This window comes from Mesobacillus sp. (assembly GCF_047739415.1).
In the GTDB taxonomy this organism is placed as follows: Bacteria; Bacillota; Bacilli; order Bacillales; family Cytobacillaceae; genus Mesobacillus.
The window spans coordinates 1-22,775 of sequence record NZ_JBIQOE010000147.1 but is presented as its reverse complement, the minus strand read 5'-3'; the positions used below and the strand labels follow the sequence as shown (position 1 = coordinate 22,775).

At 43.3% G+C, this 22,775-nt stretch carries 38 protein-coding genes and 1 pseudogene; 1 reads left to right on the top strand and 38 read right to left on the bottom strand.

Annotation, left to right across the window (positions count from 1 at the left end; translation table 11 throughout):
• Window positions 1-238 (top strand): hypothetical protein (locus tag ACH0QE_RS11715; protein ID WP_415800830.1); only part of this gene is annotated, 238 nt, incomplete at its 5' end.
• A 249-nt stretch (window positions 239-487) separates the two neighbouring features.
• Here ACH0QE_RS11715 and rpsI read toward each other — a convergent pair.
• The 38 genes and pseudogenes from rpsI to fusA all read right to left on the bottom strand — a co-directional run.
• Complete coding sequence (rpsI, locus tag ACH0QE_RS11710) at window positions 488-880, bottom strand: 30S ribosomal protein S9 (RefSeq protein WP_023626399.1); 393 nt, start codon at window positions 878-880, stop codon at window positions 488-490.
• Window positions 881-899: 19 nt separating this feature from the next.
• Window positions 900-1,337: a 50S ribosomal protein L13 gene (gene rplM, locus ACH0QE_RS11705; protein ID WP_041966504.1), complete on the bottom strand. Its 438-nt coding sequence runs from the start codon at window positions 1,335-1,337 to the stop codon at window positions 900-902.
• Window positions 1,338-1,512: 175 nt separating this feature from the next.
• Entirely contained in the window at window positions 1,513-2,277 is a 765-nt protein-coding gene (truA, locus tag ACH0QE_RS11700) for a tRNA pseudouridine(38-40) synthase TruA (protein WP_415800829.1), read from the bottom strand.
• Window positions 2,278-2,282: 5 nt separating this feature from the next.
• A complete protein-coding gene (gene cbiQ, locus ACH0QE_RS11695) occupies window positions 2,283-3,080 on the bottom strand; it encodes a cobalt ECF transporter T component CbiQ (protein WP_215033462.1) in 798 nt (265 codons plus the stop codon).
• On the bottom strand, window positions 3,077-3,946 hold the full coding sequence (locus tag ACH0QE_RS11690; protein WP_415800827.1) for an energy-coupling factor ABC transporter ATP-binding protein: 870 nt from the start codon (window positions 3,944-3,946) through the stop codon (window positions 3,077-3,079). Before ACH0QE_RS11690 ends, cbiQ begins: the two co-directional genes overlap by 4 nt.
• Entirely contained in the window at window positions 3,922-4,761 is an 840-nt protein-coding gene (locus ACH0QE_RS11685; protein WP_415800826.1) for an energy-coupling factor ABC transporter ATP-binding protein, read from the bottom strand. Before ACH0QE_RS11685 ends, ACH0QE_RS11690 begins: the two co-directional genes overlap by 25 nt.
• 423 nt (window positions 4,762-5,184) lie before the next feature.
• The gene (gene rplQ, locus ACH0QE_RS11680) at window positions 5,185-5,547 is read right to left on the bottom strand and encodes a 50S ribosomal protein L17 (protein WP_041966509.1); all 363 of its coding nucleotides are present in this window, start codon (window positions 5,545-5,547) and stop codon (window positions 5,185-5,187) included.
• 79 nt (window positions 5,548-5,626) lie between these two features.
• Window positions 5,627-6,571 (bottom strand): DNA-directed RNA polymerase subunit alpha, encoded by a 945-nt coding sequence (locus ACH0QE_RS11675; RefSeq protein WP_041966510.1) that lies wholly within the window; start codon window positions 6,569-6,571, stop codon window positions 5,627-5,629.
• Between the two features lie 176 nt (window positions 6,572-6,747).
• On the bottom strand, window positions 6,748-7,137 hold the full coding sequence (gene rpsK / locus ACH0QE_RS11670) for a 30S ribosomal protein S11 (RefSeq protein WP_041966511.1): 390 nt from the start codon (window positions 7,135-7,137) through the stop codon (window positions 6,748-6,750).
• Between the two features lie 24 nt (window positions 7,138-7,161).
• Window positions 7,162-7,527 (bottom strand): 30S ribosomal protein S13, encoded by a 366-nt coding sequence (gene rpsM / locus ACH0QE_RS11665; RefSeq protein ID WP_041966512.1) that lies wholly within the window; start codon window positions 7,525-7,527, stop codon window positions 7,162-7,164.
• A 23-nt stretch (window positions 7,528-7,550) separates the two neighbouring features.
• Window positions 7,551-7,664, bottom strand: a complete 114-nt coding sequence (rpmJ, locus tag ACH0QE_RS11660) for a 50S ribosomal protein L36 (RefSeq protein ID WP_003156543.1) — start codon at window positions 7,662-7,664, stop codon at window positions 7,551-7,553.
• 34 nt (window positions 7,665-7,698) lie between these two features.
• Entirely contained in the window at window positions 7,699-7,917 is a 219-nt protein-coding gene (gene infA / locus ACH0QE_RS11655) for a translation initiation factor IF-1 (protein WP_019157108.1), read from the bottom strand.
• A gap of 226 nt (window positions 7,918-8,143) precedes the next feature.
• Window positions 8,144-8,890: a type I methionyl aminopeptidase gene (gene map, locus ACH0QE_RS11650; RefSeq protein ID WP_415800825.1), complete on the bottom strand. Its 747-nt coding sequence runs from the start codon at window positions 8,888-8,890 to the stop codon at window positions 8,144-8,146.
• On the bottom strand, window positions 8,890-9,540 hold the full coding sequence (locus tag ACH0QE_RS11645) for an adenylate kinase (protein ID WP_041966514.1): 651 nt from the start codon (window positions 9,538-9,540) through the stop codon (window positions 8,890-8,892). The genes map and ACH0QE_RS11645 overlap by 1 nt, the downstream gene beginning before the upstream one ends.
• Window positions 9,541-9,597: 57 nt before the next feature.
• Window positions 9,598-10,893, bottom strand: a complete 1,296-nt coding sequence (gene secY / locus ACH0QE_RS11640; RefSeq protein ID WP_213372633.1) for a preprotein translocase subunit SecY — start codon at window positions 10,891-10,893, stop codon at window positions 9,598-9,600.
• Window positions 10,893-11,333 (bottom strand): 50S ribosomal protein L15, encoded by a 441-nt coding sequence (gene rplO, locus ACH0QE_RS11635; RefSeq protein ID WP_041966516.1) that lies wholly within the window; start codon window positions 11,331-11,333, stop codon window positions 10,893-10,895. The genes secY and rplO overlap by 1 nt, the downstream gene beginning before the upstream one ends.
• Before the next feature lie 31 nt (window positions 11,334-11,364).
• Entirely contained in the window at window positions 11,365-11,547 is a 183-nt protein-coding gene (rpmD, locus tag ACH0QE_RS11630) for a 50S ribosomal protein L30 (protein ID WP_023626413.1), read from the bottom strand.
• Between the two features lie 13 nt (window positions 11,548-11,560).
• Window positions 11,561-12,061 carry a 30S ribosomal protein S5 gene (rpsE, locus tag ACH0QE_RS11625; RefSeq protein ID WP_041966517.1) on the bottom strand — a complete coding sequence of 167 codons (501 nt, stop codon included), beginning with the start codon at window positions 12,059-12,061 and terminating at the stop codon, window positions 11,561-11,563.
• A 24-nt stretch (window positions 12,062-12,085) separates the two neighbouring features.
• Window positions 12,086-12,445 (bottom strand): 50S ribosomal protein L18, encoded by a 360-nt coding sequence (gene rplR / locus ACH0QE_RS11620; protein WP_023626415.1) that lies wholly within the window; start codon window positions 12,443-12,445, stop codon window positions 12,086-12,088.
• Window positions 12,446-12,477: 32 nt separating this feature from the next.
• Complete coding sequence (rplF, locus tag ACH0QE_RS11615) at window positions 12,478-13,014, bottom strand: 50S ribosomal protein L6 (RefSeq protein ID WP_041966518.1); 537 nt, start codon at window positions 13,012-13,014, stop codon at window positions 12,478-12,480.
• 32 nt (window positions 13,015-13,046) lie between these two features.
• Window positions 13,047-13,445, bottom strand: a complete 399-nt coding sequence (gene rpsH / locus ACH0QE_RS11610; RefSeq protein ID WP_102264861.1) for a 30S ribosomal protein S8 — start codon at window positions 13,443-13,445, stop codon at window positions 13,047-13,049.
• Between the two features lie 30 nt (window positions 13,446-13,475).
• Window positions 13,476-13,661: a 30S ribosomal protein S14 gene (rpsN, locus tag ACH0QE_RS11605; protein WP_009499044.1), complete on the bottom strand. Its 186-nt coding sequence runs from the start codon at window positions 13,659-13,661 to the stop codon at window positions 13,476-13,478.
• A 25-nt stretch (window positions 13,662-13,686) separates the two neighbouring features.
• Window positions 13,687-14,226 carry a 50S ribosomal protein L5 gene (rplE, locus tag ACH0QE_RS11600; protein ID WP_041966519.1) on the bottom strand — a complete coding sequence of 180 codons (540 nt, stop codon included), beginning with the start codon at window positions 14,224-14,226 and terminating at the stop codon, window positions 13,687-13,689.
• A gap of 26 nt (window positions 14,227-14,252) precedes the next feature.
• The gene (gene rplX / locus ACH0QE_RS11595) at window positions 14,253-14,564 is read right to left on the bottom strand and encodes a 50S ribosomal protein L24 (RefSeq protein WP_041966520.1); all 312 of its coding nucleotides are present in this window, start codon (window positions 14,562-14,564) and stop codon (window positions 14,253-14,255) included.
• A 34-nt stretch (window positions 14,565-14,598) separates the two neighbouring features.
• Window positions 14,599-14,967, bottom strand: coding sequence for a 50S ribosomal protein L14 (gene rplN / locus ACH0QE_RS11590; RefSeq protein ID WP_023626420.1), 369 nt, complete (start codon window positions 14,965-14,967; stop codon window positions 14,599-14,601).
• A 40-nt stretch (window positions 14,968-15,007) separates the two neighbouring features.
• Window positions 15,008-15,271: a 30S ribosomal protein S17 gene (rpsQ, locus tag ACH0QE_RS11585; protein WP_041966521.1), complete on the bottom strand. Its 264-nt coding sequence runs from the start codon at window positions 15,269-15,271 to the stop codon at window positions 15,008-15,010.
• 19 nt (window positions 15,272-15,290) lie between these two features.
• A complete protein-coding gene (gene rpmC, locus ACH0QE_RS11580; RefSeq protein WP_023626422.1) occupies window positions 15,291-15,491 on the bottom strand; it encodes a 50S ribosomal protein L29 in 201 nt (66 codons plus the stop codon).
• Window positions 15,481-15,915: a 50S ribosomal protein L16 gene (gene rplP, locus ACH0QE_RS11575; protein WP_023626423.1), complete on the bottom strand. Its 435-nt coding sequence runs from the start codon at window positions 15,913-15,915 to the stop codon at window positions 15,481-15,483. The genes rpmC and rplP overlap by 11 nt, the downstream gene beginning before the upstream one ends.
• A 1-nt stretch (window position 15,916) precedes the next feature.
• Window positions 15,917-16,573, bottom strand: coding sequence for a 30S ribosomal protein S3 (gene rpsC / locus ACH0QE_RS11570; protein WP_023626424.1), 657 nt, complete (start codon window positions 16,571-16,573; stop codon window positions 15,917-15,919).
• Between the two features lie 3 nt (window positions 16,574-16,576).
• Complete coding sequence (rplV, locus tag ACH0QE_RS11565) at window positions 16,577-16,918, bottom strand: 50S ribosomal protein L22 (RefSeq protein ID WP_023626425.1); 342 nt, start codon at window positions 16,916-16,918, stop codon at window positions 16,577-16,579.
• An 18-nt stretch (window positions 16,919-16,936) separates the two neighbouring features.
• Window positions 16,937-17,215, bottom strand: a complete 279-nt coding sequence (gene rpsS, locus ACH0QE_RS11560; RefSeq protein ID WP_023626426.1) for a 30S ribosomal protein S19 — start codon at window positions 17,213-17,215, stop codon at window positions 16,937-16,939.
• A gap of 57 nt (window positions 17,216-17,272) precedes the next feature.
• On the bottom strand, window positions 17,273-18,103 hold the full coding sequence (gene rplB / locus ACH0QE_RS11555; RefSeq protein WP_041966522.1) for a 50S ribosomal protein L2: 831 nt from the start codon (window positions 18,101-18,103) through the stop codon (window positions 17,273-17,275).
• A gap of 29 nt (window positions 18,104-18,132) precedes the next feature.
• Window positions 18,133-18,417 carry a 50S ribosomal protein L23 gene (rplW, locus tag ACH0QE_RS11550; protein WP_041966523.1) on the bottom strand — a complete coding sequence of 95 codons (285 nt, stop codon included), beginning with the start codon at window positions 18,415-18,417 and terminating at the stop codon, window positions 18,133-18,135.
• On the bottom strand, window positions 18,417-19,040 hold the full coding sequence (gene rplD, locus ACH0QE_RS11545; RefSeq protein WP_415800824.1) for a 50S ribosomal protein L4: 624 nt from the start codon (window positions 19,038-19,040) through the stop codon (window positions 18,417-18,419). The genes rplW and rplD overlap by 1 nt, the downstream gene beginning before the upstream one ends.
• A gap of 26 nt (window positions 19,041-19,066) precedes the next feature.
• Window positions 19,067-19,696 carry a 50S ribosomal protein L3 gene (gene rplC, locus ACH0QE_RS11540; RefSeq protein WP_041966525.1) on the bottom strand — a complete coding sequence of 210 codons (630 nt, stop codon included), beginning with the start codon at window positions 19,694-19,696 and terminating at the stop codon, window positions 19,067-19,069.
• 37 nt (window positions 19,697-19,733) lie between these two features.
• Window positions 19,734-20,042: a 30S ribosomal protein S10 gene (gene rpsJ, locus ACH0QE_RS11535; RefSeq protein WP_009791329.1), complete on the bottom strand. Its 309-nt coding sequence runs from the start codon at window positions 20,040-20,042 to the stop codon at window positions 19,734-19,736.
• Between the two features lie 914 nt (window positions 20,043-20,956).
• Complete coding sequence (gene tuf, locus ACH0QE_RS11530) at window positions 20,957-22,144, bottom strand: elongation factor Tu (RefSeq protein ID WP_102264854.1); 1,188 nt, start codon at window positions 22,142-22,144, stop codon at window positions 20,957-20,959.
• Window positions 22,145-22,268: 124 nt separating this feature from the next.
• Window positions 22,269-22,775 (bottom strand): annotated as a pseudogene (gene fusA, locus ACH0QE_RS11525) (elongation factor G); the annotation flags it as partial.

The window sequence follows — 22,775 nt, the reverse complement described above, 5'->3', positions numbered from 1 at the left end:
TGGCCAACTGGACATGGAGAAGTCCAGTAATGGCCTAGAATTAAAGCTAAGAGAGTCTATTTCCCATGAAAAATCCGCTGAAATTCAAAAAGGGGTTCGGAATGAGAACATTCCGAACCCCTTTTGTCGACAAACTGAGACGGAGGCAATCAGTAGATTTCCTCCGTCTTTTTATCTAAAAAAGACCGGCAATTTATTTTCTTCACCTACTCCTTCGTTCTTTATGTTTATTTCCTAGCTTTTTTCAAGCAAGAAAAAATTTTATTGGCGATTTTCATAACTATATTGGCGAATTTTTAACTTTATTGGCGAAAATTAGATTTTATTGGCGATAATCACTCACTTATTGGCGAAAATCAAAATATATTGGCGAACTGGAAATTTCGGACGTTTTTTTCCAGTTAGGGATCCTCCTCCCCAGCATCAACACTGAAACAATAAAAAAAGACCCCCAACCAGAGGTTGAGAGTCTTTCGAAGCGCAAAGATTAACGCTTTGAGAACTGAGGTGCACGACGAGCGCCTTTAAGACCGTATTTCTTACGTTCTTTCATACGAGCGTCACGAGTCAGTAGTCCAGCACGCTTAAGTGTTGGACGGAATTCTGGGTCAGCTTGAAGTAACGCACGAGCGATACCGTGGCGGATTGCGCCAGCCTGGCCAGTGTATCCACCGCCATTTACGTTAACGTGGATATCGTAGCTTCCTACAGTTTCAGTAGCAACAAGCGGCTGCTTAACTACTTCACGTAGAGCTGCGAATGGGATATAGTCTTCAATTTCACGATCATTGATTGTAATTTTTCCAGTGCCTGGTACTAAACGAACTCGCGCAACGGAGCTCTTACGACGACCGGTACCGATATATTGAACCTGTGCCAAGTTAATTACCTCCTCTTAATTATCCGCGAAGTTCGTAAACTTCAGGTTGTTGTGCTTGATGTGGATGCTCGTTTCCAGCATATACATGAAGCTTTTTAAACATTTGGCGTCCAAGAGAGTTCTTTGGAAGCATGCCTTTGATTGCAAGTTCAAGCATCTTTTCAGCGTAGTTAGTACGCATTTCAAGAGCTGTTCTTTGCTTCAATCCACCTGGGTGCATTGTGTGGCGGTAGTAGATTTTATCAGTAAGTTTTTTACCAGTAAGTTCGATCTGTGAAGCATTGATGATGATTACGTGATCACCAGTGTCAACATTTGGTGTGAAAGTTGGTTTATGTTTACCACGTAGAATAGCTGCAACTTCAGTTGAAAGGCGACCAAGAGTCTTGCCTGCAGCGTCAACTACGTACCATTTACGCTCGATATTGTTGGCATTTGCCATAAACGTTGTACGCATGAGTTTCCCTCCTAAATAGTCAAAAAAAAATCTAGTTCATTGTTGGTATATTTTCAAACACGATAAAGCTCTTCCGGGGCTGATCGTGGGTTTAAAATACATACATATGATATCTTAACCTGTGGTTGAGAGATTGTCAACACCAGGATTAGTTGTCATATCATTTTTTTAAAATTTATTTTCGAATTGCTAAAACTTCTTCATCATAAAAAACCTTCCACAGATACAGACCGTGACCAGGAGCGGTCTTGCCGGCGAGAGTTCGGTCCTGGTTAGCAAGCAGCTGAAGCATGGTGTCAGCGGCTCTCCTGCCTGTCCCTACCTCTAGTAATGTTCCTACAAGTATTCTTACCATATTGTACAGAAAGCCATCACCGACAAACCTGAATACCAGGAACCCGTTCTCCTCGTAAAAATCGATTTCCTTCAACGTCCTGACCCGGTCTTCTACTTCTGTTTTGGCCGAGCAAAAACTAGTGAAGTCATGTGTCCCTTGCAACTGTTTGCTAGCTTCCCTCATTGCGTCATGATCGAGTTCATACTGGAACTGGTAGGCATAATTCCGCTGGAAAGGGTCCCGATGCTTGGATAGCAGCAAGAAATAACGGTACTCCTTGCCAACTGCGTCAAAGCGTGCATGAAAATCTGGTTTCGCTAAGTCTACTGAAAGAACGGCAATATCATCAGGCAATAATGAATTTAGCGCTATGTGCCACCTGGCAGGCTCAATTTCAAGCGTTGTATCAAAATGGATAACCTGGCCGCGGGCATGTACTCCTGCGTCTGTACGGCCAGATGCACTGACCCTGATGCTTGTACCCTTGTTCATCTTTTCCAAAGACTTTTCCAACTCACCCTGGACAGTCCTTTTGCCAGGCTGCACCTGGTAACCGGAAAAACCAGTGCCATCGTATGAAATTGTGCATTTGATTCGCGGCATAGTGATTACCCTCTTAAAACTATTAATAGAACCGTGACTGCAGCCAGGAATAGAATCATCATAGTATCCGGCATACCCCATGTCAGCTGGCGGTATTTGGTGCGTCCTTCGCCACCCTTGTAGCCTCGTGCTTCCATTGCGACTGCCAGTTCCTCCGCCCGCTTAAACGAACTGATGAACAACGGAATTAGCAATGGAACAATCGCTTTGATTCGGTCTTTGATCGGACCGCTGTTATACTCCACTCCCCTGGCAGTTTGAGCCTTCATGATTTTGTCTGTTTCCTGCATGAGCGTCGGAATGAATCTCAGGGAAATCGACATCATCAAAGCCAGCTCATGGACGGGGAATTTTAATTTCTTTAAAGGATTCAGCAATGTCTCCAGTCCGTCCGTGATTTCGATTGGCGTAGTGGTCAAGGTCAATAGTGACGTGATTAGAATCAGCAGCAGGAACCTCAGAGAAATGAAGATACCTTGCCTTAGACCTTCTTCATATATTTGCAGCCATCCCAATTCGAAGATGACATCGCCTTCTTTTGTCATGAAGATATGGAGTAGGAACGTGAAAATCACCAGAAAAAATACTGGCTTGAGTCCGCCGTATAAGAACCTCAGCGGAATCCTAGACAGACCGACCATAATAAGCGTATAAGCAGCTAACACTCCGTACGTCAGCACATTGTTTGCGATAAATACGACAATCACAAAAAGGAATACGATGATCAGCTTGGAACGCGGATCCATCCGATGAAGGATAGAGTCTCCCGGCACATAACGGCCAAAGATCATTTTTTCCATCATTTTGGACCGCCCCCTTCCATCAACTCTGCCACCATTTCGGCGAGTTCTTCCTCGGAAAGGCTGATTTTACTGAACTTAGTATTGAAGGCTTCTTCGATCTTCAACTGCAAGCCAACTACTTCCGGTACATCCAGTCCCAATTCCAATAAAGCCTTAGGATCCGAGAAAATCTGTTCAGGCGTCCCTTTTGTAAAAACCTTTCCCTGATGCATGACGACTATATCATCCGCATAGCGGGCAGCATCTTCCATGCTGTGGGTAACAAGTACAGTAGATAGATTTCTTTTTTTATGAAGTGAATAAAATAAGTCCATTATTTCTTTGCGTCCGCGTGGATCCAGACCTGCAGTAGGCTCGTCCAATACAATGACCTCTGGCTCCATTGCCAGCACTCCGGCAATGGCTACACGGCGCATTTGTCCGCCTGAAAGATCGAACGGTGATTTTTCAAGGATTTCTTCCGGTAAACCGACAAGATTGATTGCAGATCTTGCCCGTGCCTTCGCTTCTTTCTCTGTAACGCCAAAATTCATCGGGCCAAACATAATATCCTTTTCGACCGTCTCCTCGAATAACTGATGTTCGGGAAATTGAAAGACAATACCCACCTTCTCGCGGACACCCTTTAAGTTCTTCTCTTTCCGGCCAGCCTTGATTTCCCTGCTTCCGATCAGAACAGAACCTTTTGTCGGCTTCAAAAGCGCATTCAAGTGCTGCAGCACAGTTGACTTGCCTGATCCTGTATGGCCAATAACCGCAAGATACGTTTCTGAAGGTACATCAATGGATACATCTGAAATCGCGAGACGCTCGAATGGGGAATCAGCCTGGTAACGATATTCTACATTTTTGAGTGAGATGTCCATAATTCCGTCACCAGCTCTTCTTCTGTCAAATATGATTTCGTAAGTGTAATTCCTTTTTCACGCATGATTTTACTCATTTTTACAGGGAAGGGAATATCCAGACCCAGCTTAATCAGCTCTTCATCCATTTCAAAAATTTCCTCAGGAGTTCCTTCACGGTATAGCTCCCCTTTGTTCATGACGATAATCCTGTCCGCTTTCGCAGCTTCTTCAAGATCATGGGTTATCGAAATGACCGTTATGTTCTCACGATCCTTCAACTCACGAACCGTTTTGATTACCTCTGCACGGCCTTTTGGATCAAGCATGGATGTTGCTTCATCCAAAATAATGATCGACGGCTGCAGTGCCAGGACACCAGCAATGGCAACACGCTGTTTTTGGCCGCCAGACAGATGGTGCGGCTCTTGATTTAGAAAGGTTCCCATATTGACTTTATCAAGTGAAGTCTGCACGCGCTCTACCATTGTTTCTCTAGGTATGCCATGATTTTCCAGACCAAAAGCCACATCATCGCGAACCGTTGTTCCAACGAATTGGTTATCAGGATTTTGAAAAACCATTCCTACATTTTCTCTTACATCCCATACAGTATCCTCTGACAAAGTGACTCCACAAACCTCAATCGAACCTTGCTGCGGAAATTGCAGGCCGTTTAAAAGCTTTGCAAGCGTAGATTTACCAGATCCGTTATGCCCGACAATCGCAAGCCACTCACCTTCAAATATATCAAAACTGATATTTTTTAACGCGGGAGTATGCTGCCCTTCATAACTGAAAGATACATTTTCTATTCTAACTAAGGGTTTGCTCATCTCCGCCCTCCTCTCAACTCTTCTTAACTGGCTCTTCTCTTTGTTTTTACTTTTATATAATATGAAAATTCTTTGTATATAAAAAAAGCCTGCACCTCTCCCCGGGCGGAAGCGATCCGCAACTGCAGGTCCTATTAGGACTGGGGAGAGGTACATGAGCTAGACGAGACAGGCAGAACAGCTCCGGTTATAAATAGATGAAGCATCTATCGCTAACCGATTCAGGAGAGTCCTGAAGTAACCGGCCGATGGGGCAAGTGAACTCTTCTTTCCAAGTGGCCTGCTCATCATAACGCTCGTTTTGGCTTGTGCTGCTTTTTTCAGTTTTCGACAGAGGCTTTTGGCCTCAGTATAAGAAAAAAAGGGGATGAAACAAGTTTGTATAAACTGTCCATCGCCCTTGTTTGAGTGTGTTTAATGGTATTAAACTAACTCGATAATTACCATTGGCGCACCATCACCGCGACGTGGTCCAAGTTTCATAATACGAGTGTATCCACCTTGGCGCTCAGCATAGCGTGGAGCGATGTCAGCGAATAATTTTTGAACTGCATCCTGGTTTGTTTCAGCGTTTGCAACTTCGTTACGAACCCAAGCAGAAGCTTGACGGCGAGCATGAAGATCTCCGCGCTTTCCAAGAGTAATCATTTTCTCAACAACTGAACGAAGCTCTTTCGCACGTGTTTCAGTAGTTTCAATACGCTCATTGATAATCAAATCAGTTGTTAAGTCACGTAGCATTGCTTTACGCTGGGCACTTGTGCGTCCTAACTTTCTGTATCCCATGAGTGTTTCCCTCCTTTGTTGAAGTCATAAACCGGCAGTTTTAGTACTGACAGCAAAATGCCTAGTTAATCTGCATTAACTAGTCATCTTTGCGTAAGCCTAAGCCTAGCTCTTCTAGTTTTGCTTTTACTTCTTCTAGTGATTTTCTGCCAAGGTTGCGAACTTTCATCATATCTTCCTCTGTCTTGTGAGCAAGCTCCTGGACAGTGTTGATACCGGCACGCTTTAAGCAGTTATATGAACGAACAGAAAGGTCAAGTTCTTCAATTGTCATTTCCAGAACTTTTTCCTTTTGGTCTTCTTCTTTCTCTACCATGATCTCAGCATTTTGAGCTTCATCAGTCAAACCAACAAAAATGTTCAAGTGCTCAGTCAGGATTTTAGAACCTAGTGCAATAGCTTCCTTAGGACCAGTGCTGCCATCTGTCCATACGTCAAATACCAGCTTGTCATAATTCGTCATTTGCCCTACACGAGTGTTTTCTACTTGATAAGTTACGCGTGAAACCGGCGTATAGATTGAGTCGATTGGAATGACACCGATTGGCTGGTCTTCCCGCTTGTTTTGGACAGCAGGATTGTATCCGCGGCCTCTTCTTGCAGTGAGGCGCATACGCAATGAACCTTTGCTTGAAAGAGTAGCGATATGAAGATCCGGATTAAGGATTTCAACATCACTATCGTGCGTTATTCCAGATGCAGTTACTGGACCCTCGCCCTGTATGTCGATTTCAAGTGTCTTCTCTTCATCAGAGTAGATTTTCAACGCTAATTTCTTAACGTTTAGAATGATTGATGTTACATCTTCTACGACGCCTTCAATTGTTGAGAACTCATGAAGTACTCCATCGATTTGAATCGATGTGACAGCTGCACCTGGGAGTGAGGATAATAGGATACGACGTAAGGAGTTACCCAAAGTTGTACCATATCCACGCTCAAGCGGTTCTACGACAAACTTGCCGTACTTGGCATCATCGCTGATCTCAACCGTTTCGATTTTTGGTTTTTCTATTTCGATCATCAAATATACCCTCCTTCAAAACGTCGAAACCCCGGCAGGTTCTTTACCTTACCGAAATTCCCCCATGTATACGTTCCCGTTTGTGCACAACAACTGGATTAATGATTTCTGTATACCTAGAAAATATTTGTATCATATCCCATTATAGACAGGACTACAAATTCTATACAGAAAAATTAAACACGGCGACGTTTTGGCGGGCGGCAGCCGTTATGTGGAACCGGAGTTACATCTCTAATAGCTGTAACTTCAAGACCTGCAGCTTGAAGAGCACGAATTGCTGCTTCACGACCTGCACCTGGTCCTTTAACAGTTACCTCTAAAGTTTTCAAACCATGTTCCATGGAAGTTTTAGCTGCAGCTTCGGCTGCCATTTGTGCTGCGAATGGAGTGGATTTACGTGAACCCTTGAAACCAAGCGCACCTGCACTAGACCATGATAATGCATTACCATGTACGTCTGTAATAGTTACGATAGTATTGTTGAAAGTTGAACGAATATGCGCAACTCCACTTTCAATATTCTTTTTGACGCGGCGTTTGCGTGTATTAGTTTTACGAGCCATTTAAATGTTACCCTCCTTTACGTATTATTTTTTCTTGTTAGCTACAGTCTTACGTGGGCCTTTACGAGTACGTGCGTTGTTCTTCGTGTTTTGTCCGCGAACAGGCAATCCACGACGATGACGCAAGCCACGATATGAACCAATCTCCATTAGACGCTTGATGTTTAATGAGATTTCACGGCGAAGGTCACCTTCAACCTTTAACTTGTCGATGATATCACGGATTTTGTTAAGTTCTTCTTCAGTAAGATCGCGAACACGAGTGTCTTCAGAAACACCAGCCTCAGCTAGAACCTTTTCAGCAGTTGGTCTGCCAATTCCGTAAATGTATGTTAAAGCAATAACTACACGCTTTTCACGTGGAATATCTACACCAGCAATACGTGCCATCTAGATGCGCACCTCCTTTAAAATTATCCTTGTTTTTGTTTATGTTTAGGGTTTTCACAGATCACCATAACTTTGCCTTTTCTGCGAATAACTTTACATTTTTCGCAAATCGGCTTAACAGATGGTCTCACTTTCATTACTCTAACCTCCTTGATAGTACGGAGTCACGGTTTATTTAAAGCGGTAAGTAATTCTTCCGCGAGTCAAATCATATGGAGAAAGCTCGACTGTTACTTTATCTCCAGGCAGGATCCGAATGAAGTGCATTCTGATTTTACCGGAAACATGAGCCAACACTGTATGACCATTCTCTAATTCTACCTTAAACATTGCATTAGGCAAAGTTTCTAATACTGTGCCTTCAATTTCAATTACATCATCTTTCGCCATAAACTGGTCTCCCTTCTTTATTCAAATCGTATTAGATCATATACTCCGCGTTGACGGAATGTAGCTCTCTATTTGTGACACGTTCTAAGCAGCAAGCAATTGAGAATAACATTGAGAAATACTCAACCTTATGATTATATCATAAAGCTGGCATCCCGTCCGCATAGAAATCACATTTCCGCCTATTTAAAGACTAACAACAGAGCCAGACGGCCAATCACTTTAATCAGGCTTTGGTTAATATCTCAAAACCAGTTTCTGTGATCGCGATTGTATGCTCAAAATGGGCACACATTTTACCGTCAACCGTTACAACAGTCCAATCATCGGCTAACGTATTAACATAGCGGCTTCCTGCATTCACCATTGGTTCTATACATAGAACCATACCAGGCTTCAGCCTAGGTCCTCTGTTAGGAGGTCCGTAATGAGGAATTTGCGGGTCCTCATGCAATTCTTGCCCAATTCCATGGCCGACATACTCACGAACAATAGAAAAGCCTTCTGATTCCACATACGTTTGAATCGCATGGGAGATGTTCGAAAGACGTTCCCCTGGTTTGGCTTCTTTCAAGCCTCTGAACAACGACTCTTCAGTAACGTCCAATAGACGCTGGGCTTCCTCATCAATCTTTCCTACCGGGTAAGTCCATGCAGAGTCCCCGTGGTATCCGTTGTACTTTGCTCCGATATCAATACTGATGATGTCGCCTTCATTAAGAACCCGTTCGCCAGGAATCCCGTGAACTAGTTCGTTATTAACTGATGCACAGATGCTGCCGCGAAAACCATTATAACCTTTAAAAGAAGGAGTTGCATCTTGTTTGCGGATGAAACCCTCAGCAATTGCATCCAGTTCTTTAGTTGTAATGCCAGGAGCAATATGCTTTTTCAACTCCTGGTGAGTCATCGCTACAATGCGACCTGCTTCTCGCATAATCTCTATTTCACGAGAGGTTTTACAAACGATCATTAATTTAAGCCCCCAAGCAATTCTTCGATATCAGCAAATACGACATCAATGTCTTGCTGACCGTTAATATTGCGTAAGTAGCCTTTATCTTCATAGAAGTTCAACAGAGGTTTTGTTTGCTGGACATTTACATCCAGACGGTTTTGAACAGTTTCGGCGTTGTCATCAGCGCGCTGGTAAAGCTCGCCGCCACAACGGTCACAAACACCTTCCTTTGCAGGAGGGTTGAACACAAGGTGGTAGGTAGCGCCGCAGTTCTTACAAATCCTGCGTCCTGTCAGACGTTCCATTAAGATGCTTTGATCAACATCAATGTTGATGACAAAATCGATTTTTTTGCCAAGATCAGCAAGCATAGTATCCAGAGCTTCAGCCTGCGCTACCGTGCGTGGGAATCCATCTAATAGGAATCCATTTTCACAGTCAGCTTTGCTTAAGCGCTCACGGACTATCCCGATTGTTACTTCATCAGGAACTAGCTCTCCTTTGTCCATAAATGATTTCGCCTGTAATCCAAGTTCCGTTCCTTCTTTGATAGCTGCACGGAACATATCTCCTGTTGAGATATGAGGGATGTTGTATTTACCAACAATTTTATCGGCTTGCGTGCCCTTCCCGGCACCCGGAAGCCCCATCAGAACCAAATTCACAAGATTTCCCCCCTCAGTCTCTATTAAAGATTCAGGGAACCAGGAGTCCCCTAAATCTTATTTTATAAAGCCTTTATAATGGCGTTTTACAAGCTGAGCTTCAAGCTGCTTCATCGTTTCAAGCGCAACGCCGACCACGATCAGCAAGCTTGTTCCGCCAATCTGTACGGATTGAGGCAGACCAGCAAATTTAATGAAAAATACTGGCAGCACAGAAATTACTGAAAGGAAGATCGCGCCGACGAATGTCAGACGGTAAAGAACCCTAGTCAGGTATTCCTGAGTGTTTTTGCCCGGACGGATGCCTGGGACATATCCACCTTGCTTCTTCAAGTTTTCGGCAACCTGTTCAGGATTCACCTGGATGAACGCATAGAAATACGTGAACGCGATGATCAATGCCACATAAACGATCATGCCGATCGGCTGTGTATAATCAAACGTCTTCTGGATCCAAAGTGTCACATCATTCGTGCCGAAGAACTGAGCGATTGTCGGAGGTGTAACGATAAACGAAATCGCGAAGATGACCGGGATGACACCAGCAGCATTCACTTTCAATGGAAGGTGAGTGTTCTGGCCGCCAACCGCGTTGTTTCCTGCGCTCATGCGTTTAGCGTACTGGATAGGTATTTTACGTGTTGCCTGCTGGATGAAGATAACACCCACAACGATTGCGATTACAGCCAATAGAATAAGCAGCATAGTCACAATGCGAAGGAACAATGCGTCCCCAGCATCAGAGAACTGCTGTGCATAAATCTGGTTGACCATTGTCGGAATACCAGCAACGATACCTGCAAAGATAATGATTGAAATACCGTTTCCTACGCCTTTTGCTGTGATTTGCTCACCGAGCCACATAAGAAATGCAGTTCCGGCAGTCAAAACCGTAGCAATCAGCAAGTAAGTAGCGATACCGGCATTCTGGATCAATAATCCGCCTGCCATATTGTTAAAGCCATAAGACATACCGAGAGCCTGGATGAAACCGAGAACGATCGTGAAATAGCGGGTAAACTGAGCTAATTTACGGCGACCGACTTCTCCTTGTTTCGACCATTCAGTAAACTTTGGCACAACATCCATCTGCAAGAGCTGGATGATGATTGAAGCAGTGATGTACGGCATGATTCCCATCGCGAAGATGGAGAAGTTCTGCAGCGCACCGCCACCGAAAGTATTCAGCACACCGAAGACACTCATGTCATCCTGTGCTTTCAAAATATCTGCATTTACGCTTGGTACAGGAATAAATGTACCAAGTCGAAATACAATCAACATTAAAAGGGTGAAGAGAATTTTATTTCTAATTTCACCCACGCGCATAAAATTGGAGATTGTCTGGAACATTAAATCACCTCAGTTTGACCGCCGGCAGCTTTGATCGCTTCTTCGGCTGCAGAGGAGAACTTATGAGCTTTAACAGTTAGTTTCTTTTCAAGGCTTCCTTTAGCAAGTACTTTAATACCCGCTAATTCCTTCCTGACAAGACCTGTTTCAATTAAAAGTTCTGGAGTCACTTCAGTTCCATCTTCGAATACGTTCAAAGCATCAAGGTTAACGACTGCGTACTCTTTGCGGTTGATGTTCGTGAAACCGCGTTTCGGCAAGCGTCGGAATAAAGGAGTTTGACCACCTTCAAAACCAGGGCGTACACCGCCGCCAGAACGAGCGTTTTGACCTTTATGACCTTTACCAGCAGTTTTACCTTGACCAGAACCGATACCACGTCCAAGACGTTTGCGTTCTTTACGGGAACCTTCTGCAGGCTTTAATTCATGAAGTTTCATGTTGGCACCTCCTTATTTTAAAAAGGATAAATTATTTTTCGTTTACAGTAACAAGGTGAGAAACTTTGTTGATCATGCCGCGGATTGCTGCATTATCTTGTTGCTCAACTGTTTGGTTCATTTTACGTAAGCCAAGAGCCTTAACTGTTTCGCGCTGATCTTGCGGACGACCGATCAGGCTGCGAGTGAGGGTAATTTCTAATTTGTTAGCCATTTGATTTCCCTCCTTATCCTAACAGTTCTTCCACAGATTTACCGCGAAGTTTTGCTACGTCTTCTGCACGCTTAAGTTGAGATAGACCTTCAAGAGTTGCACGAACCATGTTGATTGGAGTGTTAGTTCCAAGTGACTTAGACAGAATGTCAGCAACACCTGCTAATTCTAGTACCGCACGAACTGGTCCGCCAGCGATAACTCCTGTACCTTCAGAAGCAGGCTTCAGAAGGATTTCACCAGCACCAAAGTGTCCGATAACCTGGTGTGGAATTGTAGTACCAACCATAGGTACTTGGATTAGGTTCTTCTTCGCATCTTCGATAGCTTTGCGAATCGCTTCAGGTACTTCTTGTGCTTTACCAGTACCCATCCCGACATTACCGTTTTTATCTCCTACTACTACAAGAGCAGAAAAACGGAAACGGCGTCCACCTTTAACAACTTTAGCAACACGGTTAATCGTAACTACGCGTTCTTCAAGTTCAAGTTTGTTTGGATCAATACGACGCATCTTTGTATGTCCCTCCTTTTTTTATTAAAATTCTAAGCCGTTTTCGCGGGCAGCATCAGCAAGTGCCTGGATGCGGCCATGATAGAGGTATCCGCCACGGTCAAATACTACTGACTTATAACCTTTTTCCACAGCACGCTTAGCGATCAATTCACCAATTTGCTTTGCTGCTTCCAGGTTATTGCCTTCAACATTAACTTCTTTATCTAAAGTAGAAGCACTCGCTAGAGTTACTCCCTTTACATCGTCGATTAGTTGAGCATAAATGTGCTTGTTTGAACGGAACACATTTAGACGAGGACGAGCTTCAGTTCCGCTAAGTTTCGCACGGACACGACCGTGTCTTTTACGGCGAGTAGCGTTTTTATCAGCCTTCGTAATCATTTACGTCACTCCTTTCGTTAACCTATGCGGCATTACTTACCTGTTTTACCTTCTTTGCGGCGTACATATTCGCCTTCATAACGAATACCTTTGCCTTTGTAAGGCTCTGGTGGACGTACGTCACGGATGTTAGCAGCCAATGCGCCAACACGCTCTTTATCAGTTCCCTTTATAATCACCTTAGTGTTTGAAGGAACTTCGATCTCAAGGCCTTTTTCTGCCTCGATTTCAACTGGATGAGAGTATCCTACGTTAAGTACAAGCTTGTTACCTTGCTTAGCTGCACGGTAACCGACACCTACTAGCTCAAGACCTCTTTCGAATCCTTTAGATACACCCTCAACCATGTTAGCAAGAACCGCACGAGTCGTTCCGTGCAATGCACGATGTTCTTTGTTATCAGTTGGACGAGAAATGTTGATTACGTTCTCTTCAATCTTGATTTCGATGTCAGAGTGAAAAGTACGAGACAATTCACCTTTTGGTCCTTTTACTGTTACGTGATTGTTATCAAGAGTAACAGTAACACCAGCTGGAATTTCAATTGGTTTTTTACCTACGCGTGACATTTGTTGCACCTCCATTCATTCAGAAAAATCTATTACCAAACGTATGCTAGAACTTCTCCGCCCACTTGCTTAGCGCGAGCTTCTTTGTCAGTTAAAACGCCGTTTGAAGTTGATACTAGAGCGATACCTAAACCGTTAAGTACACGTGGTACTTCAGTTGATTTTGCATAAACGCGAAGTCCTGGCTTACTGATTCTCTTAAGACCAGTGATAACACGCTCATTGTTTGAACCGTACTTCAAGAAGATACGGATGATACCTTGCTTATTGTCTTCGATATATTCAACGTCACGCACGAAACCTTCACGCTTAAGGATCTCAGCGATTTCTTTTTTAATGTTAGAAGCAGGTACTTCTAGTTTTTCGTGACGAACCATATTCGCGTTACGAATACGAGTTAGCAAATCTGCAATCGGATCTGTCATGACCATTTAATTTACCTCCTTCCAGAGCTTTCAGTTTTACCAGCTAGCTTTTTTCACACCAGGAATTTGTCCTTTGTATGCTAATTCACGGAAACAAATACGGCAAAGCTTAAATTTGCGGTATACAGAGTGCGGACGGCCGCAGCGCTCACAGCGAGTGTACTCTTGTACTTTATATTTAGGCGTGCGTTTTTGTTTCGCAATCATTGATTTCTTAGCCACGTTTTCGCCTCCCTCTTATTAGAGATTACTTTTGAAATGGCATTCCGAATTGTGTTAATAGTTCACGAGCTTCTTCATCAGTGTTAGCAGTCGTTACAATAACAATGTCCATGCCACGTACTTTATTTACTTTATCGTAATCAATTTCAGGGAAGATTAACTGTTCTTTAACACCAAGTGTGTAGTTACCGCGACCGTCGAAAGACTTCTTAGAAATCCCGCGGAAGTCACGTACACGTGGTAAAGATACTGAAATTAACTTGTCGATGAATTCGTACATGCGCTCACCGCGAAGTGTTACTTTCGCACCGATTGGCATACCTTCACGAAGACGGAAGCCAGCGATTGATTTCTTAGCACGAGTCACGACTGGCTTTTGGCCTGTGATTGTAGCTAATTCCTCAACTGCAACATCAAGAGCTTTAGCGTTGGCAACAGCGTCACCTACACCCATGTTGATTACGATCTTTTCAAGTTTAGGAACTTCCATGATTGACTTATAGTTAAACTTGCTCATAAGAGCAGGAGTAATTTCATTGTTGAACTTTTCTTTTAGGCGGTTCATCGATTGTACCTCCCTTCTTCAATAGACTATTTATCTAGAACTTCACCGGATTGTTTAGCAACGCGTACCTTCTTGCCGTTCTCGACAGTGTAACCAACTCGGGTTGGCTTGCCGGATTTCGGATCTACAGGCATTACGTTTGATACATGGATAGGTGCTTCCTGGTTCAAGATTCCACCTTGTGGATTTACTTGAGAAGGCTTTGCGTGTTTTTTCACGATATTGATTCCTTCAACAAGAACACGGCTTTGCTTTGGATAAGCTTCAAGGATGATCCCTGTTTTGCCTTTGTCCTTACCAGAGATGACCATTACTTTGTCACCTTTTTTTACATGCATCTGTGTGCACCTCCTTAAAGGCATTTGAAATAGATTATAGTACTTCTGGAGCTAATGAAACGATCTTCATGAAGTTGTTGTCACGAAGCTCACGTGCAACTGGTCCGAAGATACGAGTACCACGAGGACTCTTATCGTCACGGATGATTACACAAGCATTCTCGTCAAATTTGATGTAAGAACCGTCTGTACGGCGCATACCAGTTTTTGTACGAACGATAACTGCTCTGACAACGTCACCTTTTTTAACAACGCCACCTGGTGTTGCTTGTTTTACTGTGCAAACGATAACGTCTCCAATATTAGCAGTCTTACGGCCAGAACCGCCCAAAACTTTAATAGTAAGAACCTCACGAGCACCTGAATTGTCAGCAACTTTTAAACGTGTTTCCTGTTGGATCATGCGAGTAACCTCCCTTCGGAATAAACCTTAATCCGAACAATTAGATAATAACAGCTTTTTCCACCACTTCTACAAGGCGGAAACGTTTTGTGGCAGATAGCGGACGAGTTTCCATGATACGTACTACGTCGCCGATTTTTGCCTCGTTTTGCTCATCATGAGCTTTGAATTTCTTAGAGTATTTTACACGCTTGCCGTATAATGAATGCTTTTTGTATGTTTCAACAAGAACAGTAACAGTTTTGTCCATCTTGTCAGATACAACGCGTCCAGTATAAACTTTGCGTTGGTTGCGTTCACTCATTGTGAGAACCTCCTCTCAATTATCTGTTAACGCCGATCTCTCGTTCACGAATTACAGTTTTCATGCGAGCAATCGCTTTGCGTACTTCACGAATGCGAGCTGTGTTTTCAAGTTGTCCAGTCGCTAATTGAAAGCGCAGGTTGAATAGCTCTTCTTTTAATGATTTAACTTTTTGTTCAATTTCAGCAGTGGTAAGGTCACGAATGTCATTAGCTTTCATTAGATTCACCACCAATTTCTTCTCGTTTAACAAACTTGCACTTTACAGGAAGTTTGTGTGCAGCAAGGCGTAATGCTTCACGTGCGATCTCTTCAGAAACGCCAGCAACTTCAAACATTACTTTACCTGGTTTAACAACTGCTACCCAACCTTCAGGAGCACCTTTACCAGAACCCATTCGGACTTCTAGAGGCTTTGCAGTATATGGCTTGTGAGGGAAAATCTTGATCCAGACTTTACCGCCACGTTTCATGTAACGAGTCATTGCAATACGGGCAGATTCGATTTGACGGTTCGTGATCCAAGAAGCTTCAAGAGCTTGCAAACCGAATTCACCGAAGTTTACTTCAGTACCGCCTTTAGCTTGACCGCGCATCTTGCCACGGTGTTGACGGCGATATTTAACGCGTTTAGGCAATAACATATTATTTGCCTCCTTCCTCTTTTTTCTTCTTCGTAGGAAGGACCTCTCCACGATAAATCCATACTTTAACGCCTAGCTTACCGTAAGTTGTATCTGCTTCAGCAGTAGCATAATCGATATCGGCACGAAGAGTATGAAGTGGAACTGTTCCTTCGCTGTAATGTTCTGAACGAGCGATGTCTGCACCGCCAAGACGGCCGGATACCATTGTCTTGATACCTTTAGCGCCAGCACGCATTGCACGTTGGATAACTTGCTTCTGTGCGCGACGGAAAGATACGCGGTTTTCCAATTGGCGTGCAATGTTTTCAGCAACCAATTTCGCCTCGATATCAGCTTTTTTGATTTCAAGAATGTTTATATGAACACGTTTGCCTGTAAGTTCGTTTAGCGCTTTACGAAGTGCTTCAACTTCTGTACCACCCTTACCGATAACCATTCCTGGCTTCGCTGTGTGGACAGTTACATTCAAGCGGTTTGCAGCGCGCTCGATTTCTACTTTAGAAAGAGATGCATCGCGTAAACGCTTAGTGATGTACTCACGAACCTTAAGGTCTTCGTGTAAAAGATCAGCGTAGTCTTTGCCTGCGTACCATTTTGATTCCCAATCACGGATGATTCCGACACGCAAACCGACTGGATTTACTTTTTGACCCACTGATTATCCCTCCTTCTTTTCTGATAAAACGATAGTAATGTGGCTAGTACGTTTGTTAATAGCACTTGCACGGCCCATAGCACGTGGACGGAAACGTTTCAACGTTGGTCCTTCGTTAGCGTAAGCTTCCGATACGACAAGGTTATTAACATCCATCTCATAGTTGTGCTCTGCGTTTGCTAATGCAGATTTTAACACTTTATCTACGATTGGAGAAGCTGCCTTAGGGGTAAGGTTTAAGATAGCTACCGCTTCACCAACTTGCTTTCCTCGAATTAAATCTAGAACTAGTCGAGCTTTACGAGGAGCAATACGAACTGTTCTTGCAACAGCTTTAGCTTGCATTTGGATGCCCTCCTCTCATTAACGTCTTGTTTTCTTATCGTCATTACCATGTCCTTTGTAAGTACGAGTTGGAGCGAATTCTCCAAGCTTGTGGCCTACCATGTCTTCAGTGACATAAACAGGTACATGTTTGCGACCATCGTAGACAGCAATCGTGTGTCCGATGAATTGTGGGAAGATCGTTGAACGGCGAGACCAAGTCTTAACAACTTTCTTCGCTTCAGTTTCATTTAACTTTTCGATCTTTGTGATTAAGTGCTCATCAACAAAAGGTCCTTTTTTTAAGCTACGACCCATGATTGAACCTCCCTTCGTGATTGCCCTACGGTTCCCGCGAACCGTAGCTCAATCCCGTTATTTTTTACGACGACGTACAATAAACTTGTCGGATTTGTTCTTCTTCTTGCGAGTCTTGAAACCAAGAGTCGGCTTGCCCCATGGTGACATTGGTGATTTACGTCCGATAGGGGAGCGTCCTTCACCACCACCGTGTGGGTGATCGTTAGGGTTCATTACAGATCCACGAACTGTTGGGCGCTTGCCTAACCAGCGTGAACGACCTGCTTTACCGATGTTGATCAATTCGTGTTGTTCGTTACCAACTTGACCTACAGTTGCACGGCACTCAGAAAGGATCATACGTACTTCGCCTGAGTTCAAACGAATCAATACATATTTGCCTTCTTTACCAAGAACCTGTGCAGAAGTACCTGCAGAACGAACTAATTGTCCGCCTTTGCCAGGCTTCAATTCGATGTTGTGTACTACTGTACCAACTGGGATGTTTGCTAGTGGAAGAGCATTACCTACTTTAATGTCAGCTGTTGGGCCAGACATAACTTCCATACCTACTACTAGGTTTTTAGGAGCTAGGATGTATCTCTTTTCACCATCCACATAATTAATTAACGCAATGTTTGCTGAACGGTTTGGATCATACTCAATTGTGGCAACGCGTCCTGGAATGCCATCTTTTGTACGTTTAAAGTCGATGATTCTGTACTGACGCTTATGGCCGCCACCTTGATGACGAACAGTTAACTTACCCTGGTTGTTACGACCGCCTTTTCTGTGCAACGGAGCAAGCAAGGATTTTTCCGGCTTGTCAGTTGTAATTTCAGCAAAATCAGATGCTGTCATATTACGACGACCGTTGGAGGTAGGTTTGTACTTTTTAATCGCCATTTCGTTTCCCTCCTCTTCTTATTGGATTATTATACTTCGAAGAATTCGATTTCTTTGCTGTCTTGAGTAAGTTTAACGATCGCTTTACGACGCTTATTTGTGTAACCGCCGAACTTGCCCATACGCTTGAACTTACCTTTGTAATTCATGATGTTAACTTTTTCAACGTTTACGCCGAAAATAGTTTCAATCGCGTCTTTAACTTGAGTTTTGTTAGCTCTAGTGTCAACTTCGAAAGTGTACTTCTTCTCAGTCATTAGATCAGAAGAACGTTCTGTAATAACGGGGCGCTTAATGATATCGCGTGCATCCATTATGCAAGCACCTCCTCTACTTTTTCAACAGCTGCTTTTGTCATGATCAGCTTATCATGATTTAGAACATCCAATACGTTGATTCCATCAGCAGTAACAACAGTTACTCCAGGAATGTTACGTGCTGAAAGTGCTACGTTCTCTTCAAGACCTGCTGTTACGATCAGGACTTTCTTGTTAACAGAAAGACCGCTAAGTACAGTTTTGAATTCCTTTGTCTTTGGAGCTTCAAAAGCAAGGCTTTCAAGAACAAGGATGTTTTCAGATTGTACTTTTGATGATAAAGCAGATTTGATTGCTAAACGACGAACTTTTTTAGGCAATTTATAGCTGTAGCTGCGTGGAACAGGACCGAATACAGTACCGCCACCGCGCCATTGTGGAGAACGGATAGAACCCTGACGCGCACGTCCAGTTCCTTTTTGTTTCCACGGCTTACGTCCACCGCCCGCTACTTCAGAACGAATTTTAGTTTTATGAGTTCCTTGACGTAATGAAGCTCTCTGCATTACTACTGCTTCGAACATTACGTGGTTGTTAGGCTCAATACCAAATACTGAATCGTTAAGTTCGATATCTCCAACTTGTGAACCAGCTTGGTTAAATAATGCTACTTTAGGCATTCTTGTTTCCTCCTTTCCTGTAAAAATTACTTAGCTTTTACAGCAGCTTTGATTTTTAGAAGGGCTTTTCTAGCGCCAGGAACGTTTCCTTTGATTAGAAGAAGGTTGCGCTCTGCGTCAATTTTAACGATTTGCAGGTTTTGAACAGTGATCTGCTCTCCACCCATGCGTCCAGGTAGAAGTTTACCTTTGAATACGCGGTTTGGAGCAACAGGACCCATTGAACCAGGGCGGCGGTGGTAACGAGAACCGTGAGCCATTGGTCCGCGAGATTGTCCGTGGCGCTTGATTACACCTTGGAAACCTTTACCCTTTGAGATTCCTGTAACATCTACGATATCGCCTTCTGCGAAAATATCAACTTTGACTTCCTGACCAACTTCATATCCTGCTACATCGACTCCGTTTAATTCTTTTACGAAGCGCTTAGGAGCAGTGTTTGCTTTTGAAACGTGGCCTTTTTCAGGTTTGTTAGAGAGCTTTTCGCGCTTGTCTTCAAAGCCAAGCTGGATTGCTTCGTAGCCATCTGTCTCAGCAGATTTCACTTGAAGCACTACGTTTGGAGAAGCTTCTACAACAGTAACCGGGATAAGGTCGCCGTTTTCAGCAAATACTTGAGTCATACCAATCTTTCTTCCTAAGATTCCTTTGGTCATTTCAGTCACACCTCCTGTGAATTATAATGTTTATTTATTAAAGTTTGATTTCGATATCTACACCTGATGGCAGGTCTAAACGCATTAGTGAATCGACCGTTTGCGGAGTCGGATTGATGATGTCAATCAGACGCTTATGCGTACGCATTTCGAACTGCTCACGGGAATCCTTGTACTTATGCACCGCACGAAGAATTGTGTAGATTGACTTTTCTGTAGGTAGTGGGATTGGACCAGACACCGCCGCACCAGAACGTTTTGCAGTTTCAACAATTTTCTCTGCAGATTGATCAAGAATCCTGTGATCATAAGCTTTCAAACGGATACGAATTTTTTGTTTTGCCATTACTTTCCCTCCTTTTCGCCTATTTTAAAATAGACATTCTCCGCGAAAATTTCCCACACACTCGCCATGGCAAAGCGGCCGGGTGTGTCAGCAACCTTTCGCATCATCGCAGTCAAAGACCAACATTGTCTATTATACATAAAACATAACCCAAATGCAAGAAGTATTCCGCTTTTTAATTATGTTTAACACACTTTTACTATTATAGCGGTCGCTAATGCATTTTACAAGTAGGGAAAGAGATTTCTAACTATTTGGACGTGAAGAAAATAATTCCTGTAGTGCGTGGGTTGATTAAGTTGGTGAAAACATGCGGCGTTTTGGATTGAAGATAAATTGAAGATATATTATAGAAGAAACTGATTTGAGTTTTGGTTTGGATATTATTAATTTGTGTGCGAGGAGTAAGGTGATTCCTTGCTCATTTAACTCAAATTGAAGTCTTGTAATCTAAAAGTAGTGAATCTGATGAAGATCGCATAGTTATTGACGATAAACTCTCTGAATTTCTTTTTATCCGCTCGTTATCGGACTTAATGTAACGATAAACTCTTTGAATTCCACTTTATCCGCTCATTATCGGACTTAATGTGACGATAAACTCTCTGAGTTCCACTTTATCCGCACATTATCGAGCTTAATGTGACGATAAACTCTCTGAGTTCCACTTTATCCGCACATTATCGGACTTAATGTGACGATAAACCTGCTTGATGCTTCTTTATACGCACATTGTTACAGTTGATGAAACCAAGATTTGTTTGTTTCTCCAACAACGGACTATATTCTATTACCAATATCATAAATACTGTTTTCAGAAATGTTTAACCAGAATCCTTTCAACTTCTACTACAAAAGATAAATAAAAAAGCAGCTGGATCGTCATCCAGCTGCTTGCATTGTTATCATTAAAATTACTCTTGAATAGAAGCTACAACGCCAGCGCCTACAGTACGGCCGCCTTCACGAATTGAGAACTTAGTTCCTTCTTCGATAGCGATTGGAGCGATTAGTTCAACAGTCATTTCGATGTTGTCGCCAGGCATAACCATTTCTACGCCTTCAGGAAGGTTACAAATACCAGTTACATCAGTTGTACGGAAGTAGAACTGTGGACGGTAGTTTGTGAAGAATGGAGTGTGACGTCCACCTTCTTCTTTTGAAAGAACGTAAACTTCAGCAGTGAACTTTGTGTGTGGCTTAACAGAACCTGGCTTAGCAAGTACTTGACCACGTTGGATATCTTCACGAGCTACCCCACGAAGAAGTGCACCGATGTTGTCTCCAGCTTCAGCATAGTCAAGAAGCTTACGGAACATTTCAACACCTGTTACAGTAGTTGATTTTGGCTCTTCAGTCATACCGATGATTTCGATTACGTCACCGACTTTAACTTGTCCACGCTCAACACGTCCTGTAGCAACTGTTCCACGGCCAGTGATTGAGAATACGTCCTCAACAGGCATCATGAATGGCTTGTCAGTGTCACGTGTTGGTGTTGGGATGTACTCATCAACTGCAGCCATAAGCTCGTTGATTTTTTCTTCCCATTCTGGAGCTCCTTCAAGAGCTTTAAGAGCAGAACCTTTGATAACTGGGATGTCATCGCCAGGGAAGTCGTACTCAGAAAGAAGGTCACGTACTTCCATTTCTACTAATTCAAGAAGTTCTTCGTCGTCAACCATGTCACACTTGTTCATGAATACAACAAGGTAAGGTACGCCTACTTGACGAGAAAGAAGGATGTGCTCACGAGTTTGTGGCATTGGGCCGTCAGCAGCAGATACTACTAGGATACCGCCGTCCATTTGTGCAGCACCAGTGATCATGTTCTTAACATAGTCAGCGTGTCCTGGGCAGTCAACGTGTGCATAGTGACGAGTTGCAGTTTCATACTCAACGTGTGCAGTTGAGATTGTGATTCCGCGCTCGCGCTCTTCTGGAGCAGCGTCGATTTGGTCATATCCGCGTGCTTCACCGCCGCCTACTTTAGAAAGAACAGTAGTGATAGCAGCAGTTAGAGTTGTTTTACCATGGTCAACGTGACCAATTGTACCAATGTTAACGTGTGGCTTAGAACGATCGAATTTAGCTTTTCCCATTAGAAAAATCCTCCTTTAATATATGAAAATTAAGTATATTTTAATGTGCCGTGGAACAGGATCACCTATTCCACAGCGTTATGCTTACATTAGTAGTTATACTTGATTAAAAGATGAAAATCAATTATTCACCTTTATTTTTTTTGATGATTTCTTCAGAAACAGATTTAGGAACTTCTTCGTAATGGTCGAAGTGCATTGAGAACACACCACGTCCTTGTGTACTTGAACGAAGGGCAGTTGCATAACCGAACATTTCTGAAAGTGGAACCATCGAACGAACAACTTGAGCGTTACCACGAGCATCCATACCTTCGACGCGTCCGCGACGAGCAGTAATCATACCCATGATATCTCCAAGATATTCTTCAGGGATAACAACTTCAACCCTCATGACAGGCTCAAGGATAACTGGCTTACACTTGGAAGCCGCATTCTTAAGTGCCATTGAAGCAGCGATTTTAAACGCCATTTCAGAGGAGTCAACATCGTGGTAAGAACCGTCAAACAGTCTTGCCTTGATGTCAACAAGTGGATATCCTGCAAGAACTCCGCGATCTAGAGCATCTTCAAGACCAGCTTGAACAGCTGGGATGTATTCACGTGGAACTACACCACCGACGATGCCGTT

Excerpts from the sequence above, each read along its gene's own strand:
- ACH0QE_RS11675 (WP_041966510.1), bottom strand. The coding sequence starts at position 6,571 with ATGATCGAAATAGAAAAACCAAAAATCGAAACGGTTGAGATCAGCGAT.
- rpmC (WP_023626422.1), bottom strand. The coding sequence starts at position 15,491 with ATGAAAGCTAATGACATTCGTGACCTTACCACTGCTGAAATTGAACAA.
- rpsJ (WP_009791329.1), bottom strand. The coding sequence starts at position 20,042 with ATGGCAAAACAAAAAATTCGTATCCGTTTGAAAGCTTATGATCACAGG.
- rplV (WP_023626425.1), bottom strand. The coding sequence starts at position 16,918 with ATGCAAGCTAAAGCTGTTGCAAGAACAGTTCGTATTGCTCCTCGTAAA.
- rpsS (WP_023626426.1), bottom strand. The coding sequence starts at position 17,215 with ATGGGTCGTAGCTTAAAAAAAGGACCTTTTGTTGATGAGCACTTAATC.
- tuf (WP_102264854.1), bottom strand. The coding sequence starts at position 22,144 with ATGGGAAAAGCTAAATTCGATCGTTCTAAGCCACACGTTAACATTGGT.
- rplN (WP_023626420.1), bottom strand. The coding sequence starts at position 14,967 with ATGATCCAACAGGAAACACGTTTAAAAGTTGCTGACAATTCAGGTGCT.
- rplX (WP_041966520.1), bottom strand. The coding sequence starts at position 14,564 with ATGCATGTAAAAAAAGGTGACAAAGTAATGGTCATCTCTGGTAAGGAC.
- rpsE (WP_041966517.1), bottom strand. The coding sequence starts at position 12,061 with ATGCGTCGTATTGATCCAAACAAACTTGAACTTGAAGAACGCGTAGTT.
- rplE (WP_041966519.1), bottom strand. The coding sequence starts at position 14,226 with ATGAACCGCCTAAAAGAAAAGTTCAACAATGAAATTACTCCTGCTCTT.
- rpsK (WP_041966511.1), bottom strand. The coding sequence starts at position 7,137 with ATGGCTCGTAAAACTAATACACGCAAACGCCGCGTCAAAAAGAATATT.
- rpsH (WP_102264861.1), bottom strand. The coding sequence starts at position 13,445 with ATGGTCATGACAGATCCGATTGCAGATTTGCTAACTCGTATTCGTAAC.
- rplC (WP_041966525.1), bottom strand. The coding sequence starts at position 19,696 with ATGACCAAAGGAATCTTAGGAAGAAAGATTGGTATGACTCAAGTATTT.
- rplO (WP_041966516.1), bottom strand. The coding sequence starts at position 11,333 with ATGAAACTTCATGAATTAAAGCCTGCAGAAGGTTCCCGTAAAGAACGC.
- rpsM (WP_041966512.1), bottom strand. The coding sequence starts at position 7,527 with ATGGCACGTATTGCTGGTGTAGATATTCCACGTGAAAAGCGTGTAGTT.
- rplM (WP_041966504.1), bottom strand. The coding sequence starts at position 1,337 with ATGCGTACAACGTTTATGGCAAATGCCAACAATATCGAGCGTAAATGG.
- rplP (WP_023626423.1), bottom strand. The coding sequence starts at position 15,915 with ATGTTATTGCCTAAACGCGTTAAATATCGCCGTCAACACCGTGGCAAG.
- rplR (WP_023626415.1), bottom strand. The coding sequence starts at position 12,445 with ATGATTACGAAGGCTGATAAAAACGCTACTCGCCGTAAAAGACACGGT.
- rplD (WP_415800824.1), bottom strand. The coding sequence starts at position 19,040 with ATGCCTAAAGTAGCATTATTTAACCAAGCTGGTTCACAAGTTGGAGAT.
- rplW (WP_041966523.1), bottom strand. The coding sequence starts at position 18,417 with ATGGATGCACGCGATATCATTAAGCGCCCCGTTATTACAGAACGTTCT.
- ACH0QE_RS11690 (WP_415800827.1), bottom strand. The coding sequence starts at position 3,946 with ATGGACATCTCACTCAAAAATGTAGAATATCGTTACCAGGCTGATTCC.
- secY (WP_213372633.1), bottom strand. The coding sequence starts at position 10,893 with ATGTTCCAGACAATCTCCAATTTTATGCGCGTGGGTGAAATTAGAAAT.
- rpmJ (WP_003156543.1), bottom strand. The coding sequence starts at position 7,664 with ATGAAAGTGAGACCATCTGTTAAGCCGATTTGCGAAAAATGTAAAGTT.
- truA (WP_415800829.1), bottom strand. The coding sequence starts at position 2,277 with ATGCCGCGAATCAAATGCACAATTTCATACGATGGCACTGGTTTTTCC.
- ACH0QE_RS11685 (WP_415800826.1), bottom strand. The coding sequence starts at position 4,761 with ATGAGCAAACCCTTAGTTAGAATAGAAAATGTATCTTTCAGTTATGAA.
- rplB (WP_041966522.1), bottom strand. The coding sequence starts at position 18,103 with ATGGCGATTAAAAAGTACAAACCTACCTCCAACGGTCGTCGTAATATG.
- rplF (WP_041966518.1), bottom strand. The coding sequence starts at position 13,014 with ATGTCACGCGTAGGTAAAAAACCAATTGAAATTCCAGCTGGTGTTACT.
- infA (WP_019157108.1), bottom strand. The coding sequence starts at position 7,917 with ATGGCGAAAGATGATGTAATTGAAATTGAAGGCACAGTATTAGAAACT.
- rpmD (WP_023626413.1), bottom strand. The coding sequence starts at position 11,547 with ATGGCTAACAAATTAGAAATTACCCTCACTCGCAGCCTGATCGGTCGT.
- cbiQ (WP_215033462.1), bottom strand. The coding sequence starts at position 3,080 with ATGATGGAAAAAATGATCTTTGGCCGTTATGTGCCGGGAGACTCTATC.
- rpsQ (WP_041966521.1), bottom strand. The coding sequence starts at position 15,271 with ATGAGTGAACGCAACCAACGCAAAGTTTATACTGGACGCGTTGTATCT.
- rplQ (WP_041966509.1), bottom strand. The coding sequence starts at position 5,547 with ATGGGATACAGAAAGTTAGGACGCACAAGTGCCCAGCGTAAAGCAATG.
- map (WP_415800825.1), bottom strand. The coding sequence starts at position 8,890 with ATGATCGTTTGTAAAACCTCTCGTGAAATAGAGATTATGCGAGAAGCA.